Source organism: Streptomyces sp. NPDC056600 (assembly GCF_042792855.1).
Taxonomy (GTDB): Bacteria; Actinomycetota; Actinomycetes; order Streptomycetales; family Streptomycetaceae; genus Streptomyces.
In genome coordinates this window covers 269602-275621 of record NZ_JBHTVQ010000001.1, presented here as the reverse complement: position 1 = coordinate 275621, position 6020 = coordinate 269602, and the positions used below count along the sequence as shown (strand labels likewise).

The 6020-nt window shown below is 76.6% G+C and carries 4 protein-coding genes; 2 read left to right on the top strand and 2 right to left on the bottom strand.

All coding sequences use genetic code 11. The features are described from left to right. Window positions 1–202: 202 nt before the first annotated feature. Entirely contained in the window at window positions 203–745 is a 543-nt protein-coding gene (locus ACFRAV_RS01260; protein ID WP_382550261.1) for a GNAT family N-acetyltransferase, read from the bottom strand. 549 nt (window positions 746–1294) lie between these two features. On the opposite strand from ACFRAV_RS01260, the gene ACFRAV_RS01255 reads away from it, so the two are divergent. Beyond that, window positions 1295–2284, top strand: coding sequence for an amino acid ABC transporter permease (locus tag ACFRAV_RS01255; RefSeq protein WP_382550259.1), 990 nt, complete (start codon window positions 1295–1297; stop codon window positions 2282–2284). Continuing rightward, window positions 2281–4410 carry an FAD/NAD(P)-binding protein gene (locus ACFRAV_RS01250; protein ID WP_382550257.1) on the top strand — a complete coding sequence of 710 codons (2130 nt, stop codon included), beginning with the start codon at window positions 2281–2283 and terminating at the stop codon, window positions 4408–4410. Before ACFRAV_RS01255 ends, ACFRAV_RS01250 begins: the two co-directional genes overlap by 4 nt. Before the next feature lie 603 nt (window positions 4411–5013). On the opposite strand, the gene ACFRAV_RS01245 is transcribed toward ACFRAV_RS01250, so the two are convergent. Continuing rightward, a complete protein-coding gene (locus ACFRAV_RS01245; RefSeq protein WP_382550255.1) occupies window positions 5014–5886 on the bottom strand; it encodes a glutathione S-transferase C-terminal domain-containing protein in 873 nt (290 codons plus the stop codon). Between the last annotated feature and the right edge of the window lie 134 nt (window positions 5887–6020).

Below are 6020 nucleotides of genomic sequence, written 5' to 3'. Positions count from 1 at the left end.
CCCGGCGGGCCCACCGACCCCCCCTCGCCCCCCGCGGCCCCGGGGGCGGGGCCGGGGCGGGGGGCCCCCCCCCCCGCCGCCGGACCAGCGCCCTGGCCGGCCGGGCCGAACTCCCCTCCCCCGCACGCGGTCAGCCCGAGGGCGGTCAGCAGCGTCAGACCGGTCAGGGCGCGGCGGAGGCGGTTCGCGGTACGCACGGGGGTCACAGGTCCTGGGCCTTTCCGGTGGTGGCGCGGGGCGGCAGGTGTTTCTCGAAGGAGAGCAGGCCGATGTGTTCCGGGGCGGCCTCGGTGTCGAAGAGCGGCGTGTAGCCCGTGGTGAGGTAGAGCCCTCGCGCCTCGGGCTGGCGCGGCCCCGTGGTGAGGAAGATCCGGTGGTAGCCGGCCTGCCGGGCCTCGCGCTCCAGCTCGGCGACGACGCGCCGCGCCAGGCCGCGCCGCCGGTGGGCGGAGTGCGTCCAGATGCGTTTGAGCTCGGCCGTGCGGGCGTCGTACCGGCGGTAGGCTCCGCCGGCCACCGCCTCGCCGTCGTGCAGGAGCAGGAGCAGCAGGCCGCCGTGGGCGGAGGTGAACGCCTCGTCCGGGTAGCGGCCGAGCTCCTCCGCCGCGTCGCCGCCGTAGCGGCTGGAGTACTCCTGGCGCAGCTCGTCGAGCAGGGGCCGCACCCGCGGGTCGGACACCTGGACCCGGAGCAGGGTGGGCTCCCACGCGGCGGAGGGTGAGGGATCTTCTGACGTGGTGGTCATTCGGGCACGCCTCTCTCGGCTCCTCGGCGGGAGCGGAAGACGGGTACGCGGAGGGAGCCGCACCGGGAGAGCCGGTGAGACCGGGAACGTGACGGCGATGCGGAGAAGGAGAGGGCAGCGTGTGTCCGGCTCACACCCGTGTCCGCGGCAGGCTCGGACGCCCGGCGCTCAGGGGTGCGAAAGAGAGATCTCGGCCCGCGACGGGGTCACCGAGGGAGGGATCGGGCCGTTCCGGACGGCCTGCGACTGCCCGGTCAGCAGGGGCGACACGAGGCGGACCACACCCGACCGAAGTCGATGTGGCCGCGCGTGACGAGGCGCTGCTGGCGGGAATGCATGCGGACCATTGAGCATCACCCGGGGCGGTTCGTCAACAGCCCGTCCAGGGCGCGGACTTGTTGACACACGGCCGGGACGGCGGCGTACGGTGGGCGGGCCGGCGGTGTTGAGGGACACGCCGGGCGTGACGACCACCGCCCCCGGGCGCGCACCTTCCCGCGCCCCGGGACGCTCTCCGACGCCCCGCGAATCCCTCCCGGAGGACCTGCAATGGTCACCCCGACCGGTACCGCCTCCTCTCCCCCGGCCACGCCGCCCGCCGTCCCGCGTCCATCCGTCGACCTGCCCGCCGTCGTGCCGCGCAGACGCCCCGGCCGCTGGCTGACCGGCGCCCTCGGGCTGCTGTTCCTGGTGATGGTCCTCAACTCGGTCGCCCGCAACGACGCGTTCCAGTGGGGTGTGGTCGCCCGCTACTTCACCACCGCCGCGGTGCTGGACGGGTTACTGCTCACCCTGTGGCTGACCGCCGTGGTCATGGTGCTCGGCTTCCTCCTCGGCACACCGCTGGCCGTCATGCGGCTGTCGTCCAACCCGGTCCTGCGCACGCTCGGCTGGGGCTACGTGTGGATCTTCCGCTCCACGCCGCTGCTCGTGCAGCTGCTGTTCTGGTTCAACATCGGCGCCCTGTACCCGCGGCTCGGGCTCGGTGTGCCGTTCGGACCGCAGTTCGTCACCGTCGAGACGGTGAACCTGCTGGGGCCGACGCTCACGGCGGTCATCGGTCTCACCCTGCACGAGGCCGCCTACGCCGCCGAGGTGGTCCGCGGCGGCGTCCTCTCGGTGGACGGAGGTCAGACCGAGGCCGCCCAGGCCTTGGGCCTCGGCCGGTGGCGGACCCTGCGCCGCGTCGTGGTCCCGCAGGCCATGCGCGCGATCGTGCCGACCGCCGGCAACATGCTGATCGGCACCCTCAAGGGCACCAGCATCGTCAGCGTGCTGGCCGTGCACGACCTGCTGTTCTCGGTCCAGCTGGTCTACAACCAGACCTACCAGGTGATCCCGCTGCTGCTGGTCGCCACCCTGTGGTATGTGGCCGTCACCACCGTGCTGGGCATCGGCCAGTTCTACGTCGAGCGCCGTTACGCGCGCGGGACGGCGCGGGCGCTGCCCCGCACCCCTCTTCAGCGGCTCCGGGACAGGCTGCGGCCCACGCCCCCGAAGACGCGCCGCGCGGCGGTCCCCTCGGGGAGCGCGCGGTGAGCGCCGGGACGCGCCCCGCGGTGCTGGCCGTCGTCGGAGCGGGCCCCCGCGCCGTCGGGCTGCTGGAGCGGATCGCCGCGAACCTGGCGGAACTGTGGCCGGGCGAGGCCGAGTTGCACGTCCATCTGGTGGATCCGCATCCGCCCGGCCCGGGGCGGATCTGGCGGCACGACCAGTCTCCCCTGCTGCGGATGAACTCCATGGCGGAGGACGTCACCATGTTCACCGACGCGTCGTCCACCGTGGAGGGTCCGGTGCTCCCCGGCCCCTCCCTCGCCGAGTGGGCCGCGCAGTTCTCCGGGCGGGCCCCCCGGCAGGATCCCTACCTGGAGCCCGCCGACCCCGGGACGCTGGCCGAGCTCCGCGGCCTCGCGGGCTCCGACTTCCCGACGCGGAGGGCCCAGAGCGCCTATCTGGACTGGGTGTTCCGCCGAGTCCTGGCCCAACTCCCGCCCCGGGTGCGGGTCGAGTGGCACGCCACCACCGCCACCTCGGTCACCGGTCCGCCCGACGGCCCGCAGCGGGTCCACCTGGCGGGGCGTGCCCTGCCGGTCACCGCCGACCTCGTCGTCCTCGCCCAGGGCCATCTGGACGCCGCGCCGCCCGCCGAACACGACGCACACGCCGAGTTCGCGCGCCGGCACGGGTTGTTCCACCTCCCGCCCGCCTACACGGCGGACGTCGACCTGTCCGCGCTGCGCCCGGGGCAGCACGTGCTGGTCCGGGGTTTCGGACTCGCCTTCGTCGACCTGATGTCCCTGCTCACCGAGGGCCGCGGCGGCGAGTTCGGCGAGGGGTCCGACGGAGAGCTCGCCTACCGGCCGTCCGGCCGTGAGCCGGTGCTGCACGTCGGGTCGCGGCGCGGCGTTCCGTACCACTCCAAGACCCATTACCCGCTCCAGGGCCCCAGGCCCCCGCTGCCGCGGTACTTCGGCCCCGCGCAGGTGGCGGAACTGTCCGCGGCGGGACCGCTCGACCTCCGGCGCGACGTCCTGCCGCTGATGGCGAAGGAGATCGGCTTCGGGCACTACCACGAGCTGTTCCTCGCCCACCCGGAGCGCACCGCCCTGCCCTGGCCGGAGTTCGAGGCCGCGTACGCCCGTCTCGACCCAAGGGGGGCCGGCATGGCGGAACTGGTCGCCACGACGGTTCCGGACCCCGCCGACCGACTGGACCTGGAGCGGCTGGACCGGCCGCTGGAGGGCCTGTCCTTCGCCACCCCCGAGGCGTTCCAGGAGCACCTGCGCAGCTACGTGTCCCATGACGTCGAACGGCGCGCGGATCCGGCCCACAGCGCCGATCTCGGCGCGTTCCTCGCGTTGCTCTCGGTCTACGGCAACCTCGCCCGTCTCGCGGCGACGGGGTCCCTGACCGCCCGCTCCGTGGTCCGCGACCTCGACGGCTGGTGGCAGGGCTTCTTCAGCTTCCTCGCCTCCGGGCCGCCCGGCTTCCGACTGCGGCAGCTCCTCGCCCTCTCCCGGGCGGGCGTGGTCCGGTTCGCGGGAGCGGACCTGCGGGTGGGAACGGACGAGGAGACCGGCACGTTCACCGGCGTCAGCCCGACGGTCCCGGGGCACACCGTGCGCGCCACCGCACTGGTTGAGGCCCGCCTCCCCCGGTCGTCCGTGATCCGCACCACCGACCCGCTCCTGCGGGACCTGCGCCTGCGGGGGGCGGTCACGGAGGAGGTGCTGGCCGACGCCACCGACACCCACCGGTCCGGGCTGCTGGCGGTGGCGCACCCGGACGGCGGCCTGGTCGACCCCCGGCTGGGCGGACGTGCGCACCCCCGCCGGGTGGCCCTGGGCGCGCCGACGAACCAGCGGGCGGTGGCCGCGTTCGCCAGGCCCTTCACCAACGCGCCGGGCTTCCAGCAGAACGACGCGACGGCCCGGAGCCTGCTGCGGTCGCTGGCCTCGCTCACTCGCGGAACCGAGGCCCCGGGCACCCTGGCCGCACCGGGCGCCGCCGGCGGGTCCGGTGCCGCCACTGCCGTCGCCACCGCTGCCGCCGCCACCGCTGCCCCTGCCGCTGCCGCTGCCGCTGCCGCCGAAGAGATCGACGCCGGCGCGGTGGGCGCGGCGACCGCCTCCGGCGCCCCGGGAGCGGTGCGGCGGGCGGGGTGACGGTGGTCGCCCCGCCGCGCGCGGCATCGCCACCGCGGCAGTGGCCCTGCGGCGCGGGCGCGACGCGCGGGCAGCGGACCCGTGCTGGGCGCCTCGAGCCGGGCCGGGCGGCGGCGCTGCCGCGCGGCCCGGGCGGTGCCCCGCGCCCGCGGTGCCTGCGTCGGCCCGCCCGCCGCATGCCGTCGCCGACCGCACCCGGCGCGTCCACGCGGGTCATCGCGCCGGGCGCCGCACGAGCGTCGGCGCCCACGGGCGAGCGGCGTCCTCGGCCCGGTCGGCGCGCGCGCCGCCCCCGGTACCCCTGGCTCCCCCTGGCGCCCCGCGCCCCGGAGGAGTCGGTGCGGGCGGTGCGGGCGGCGTTCACGGCGCTCAGGCCGCGTGCGCCCCGCCGTCCGGCCGCCGCCCGTGCCCGTCGCGCGCGAACCCGTGACCCGGCAGCGGGCTGCGACGGCCTGGCCCCGCGCCCCGCGGACTGCCCGCCCGTGCCACGGACCGGGCCGTGGCGACGGCGTCCCGGCACCCCGCTGACGCACCGGCAGCGGGCGGGACCGCCATGGTGGCCCCCGCCCCGCCTCGCGGCCGCCGGTGCGCCGGCCGCGTAGGTCAGCCCCGCTGCCGTACCGGCTCGGGCACGGCCGGCCGCGCGCACGCCGCCCAGTCCACGATCCGCACCGCCGCGCCCGCGGCCTCCTCGCCCCGGCAGCGGGCGTGGTGCCTGCGGGCGATGCCGTCCAGGTCGAGGTGGGCCCCGAAGGCCGGGTGCGCGGTGAGTCGCCGGGCGTACGCCCACAGCCGGGGGTGACCGGTGATCCGGTGCACCGCTGCGGCGTCCAGGTGGTGGCGGTGCACGGTGTCGAGCTGCAGCAATGTCACCCACACGTGCAAGTCCGCGAGGGTGAGTCCGTCGCCCGCCACGTGGTCCTGGAGGGCGAGCCGCCGCTCCAGCGTCTCCAGCCCTTCCAGCAGGGTGCCCAGTGCGGCGTCGCGCGCCGCCTGGTCGGTGCCGGGCAGCCCGGCGCGCTGGGCCGCGCGGCCGATCTCCTCGCAGAGCAGGTCCACACCCCCGATCGCCGCCTCGGCCCCGTGCGGGAGGAGGTCGGGGCCGCCGGCGCCGAACTGCCGGACCAGGTCGCGCAGGATGTCGGGCGTGTGGGTGCTGACGATCCGTCCGGTCCAGGTGTCGTGGAGCACGGGGGCGGCGGCCGGTCCCGGGTACTGGTGCGAGCTGGCCTCGTACAGCGGGCGCAGGAGCCGGTGCCCGCCGTCGGGCCCGTCCGGCACGGCGGGCAGCAGCGTGACCGGCAGGGCGTCGCCCAGGCCGAGCAGGCCGTGGGTGACGGCGATCCGCAGGCTCTGCGGACAGGAGACGGAGAGGTGGAGCCGGTAGCGACGCGCCGCGGCGTAGTAGCCGCTGCGCGCGTCGCTTCCGATGCGGCCGCGGAAGGACGGCACGGCGGAGGGCCGGATGGCGGACATGGTTCTCCCTGGGGTGCTCGGCGCGGATGCGGGAAGGCGCCGGCGCGCGCGGGCCCGCGCCCGCCGGGGCGGGGGGGCGGGGCGGGCCCGGGAGAGGGGTCCGGCGGCGACCGCCCCGCCGGGGGGGCGCCGGG

Excerpts from the sequence above, each read along its gene's own strand:
- ACFRAV_RS01255 (WP_382550259.1), top strand. The coding sequence starts at position 1,295 with ATGGTCACCCCGACCGGTACCGCCTCCTCTCCCCCGGCCACGCCGCCC.
- ACFRAV_RS01245 (WP_382550255.1), bottom strand. The coding sequence starts at position 5,886 with ATGTCCGCCATCCGGCCCTCCGCCGTGCCGTCCTTCCGCGGCCGCATC.
- ACFRAV_RS01260 (WP_382550261.1), bottom strand. The coding sequence starts at position 745 with ATGACCACCACGTCAGAAGATCCCTCACCCTCCGCCGCGTGGGAGCCC.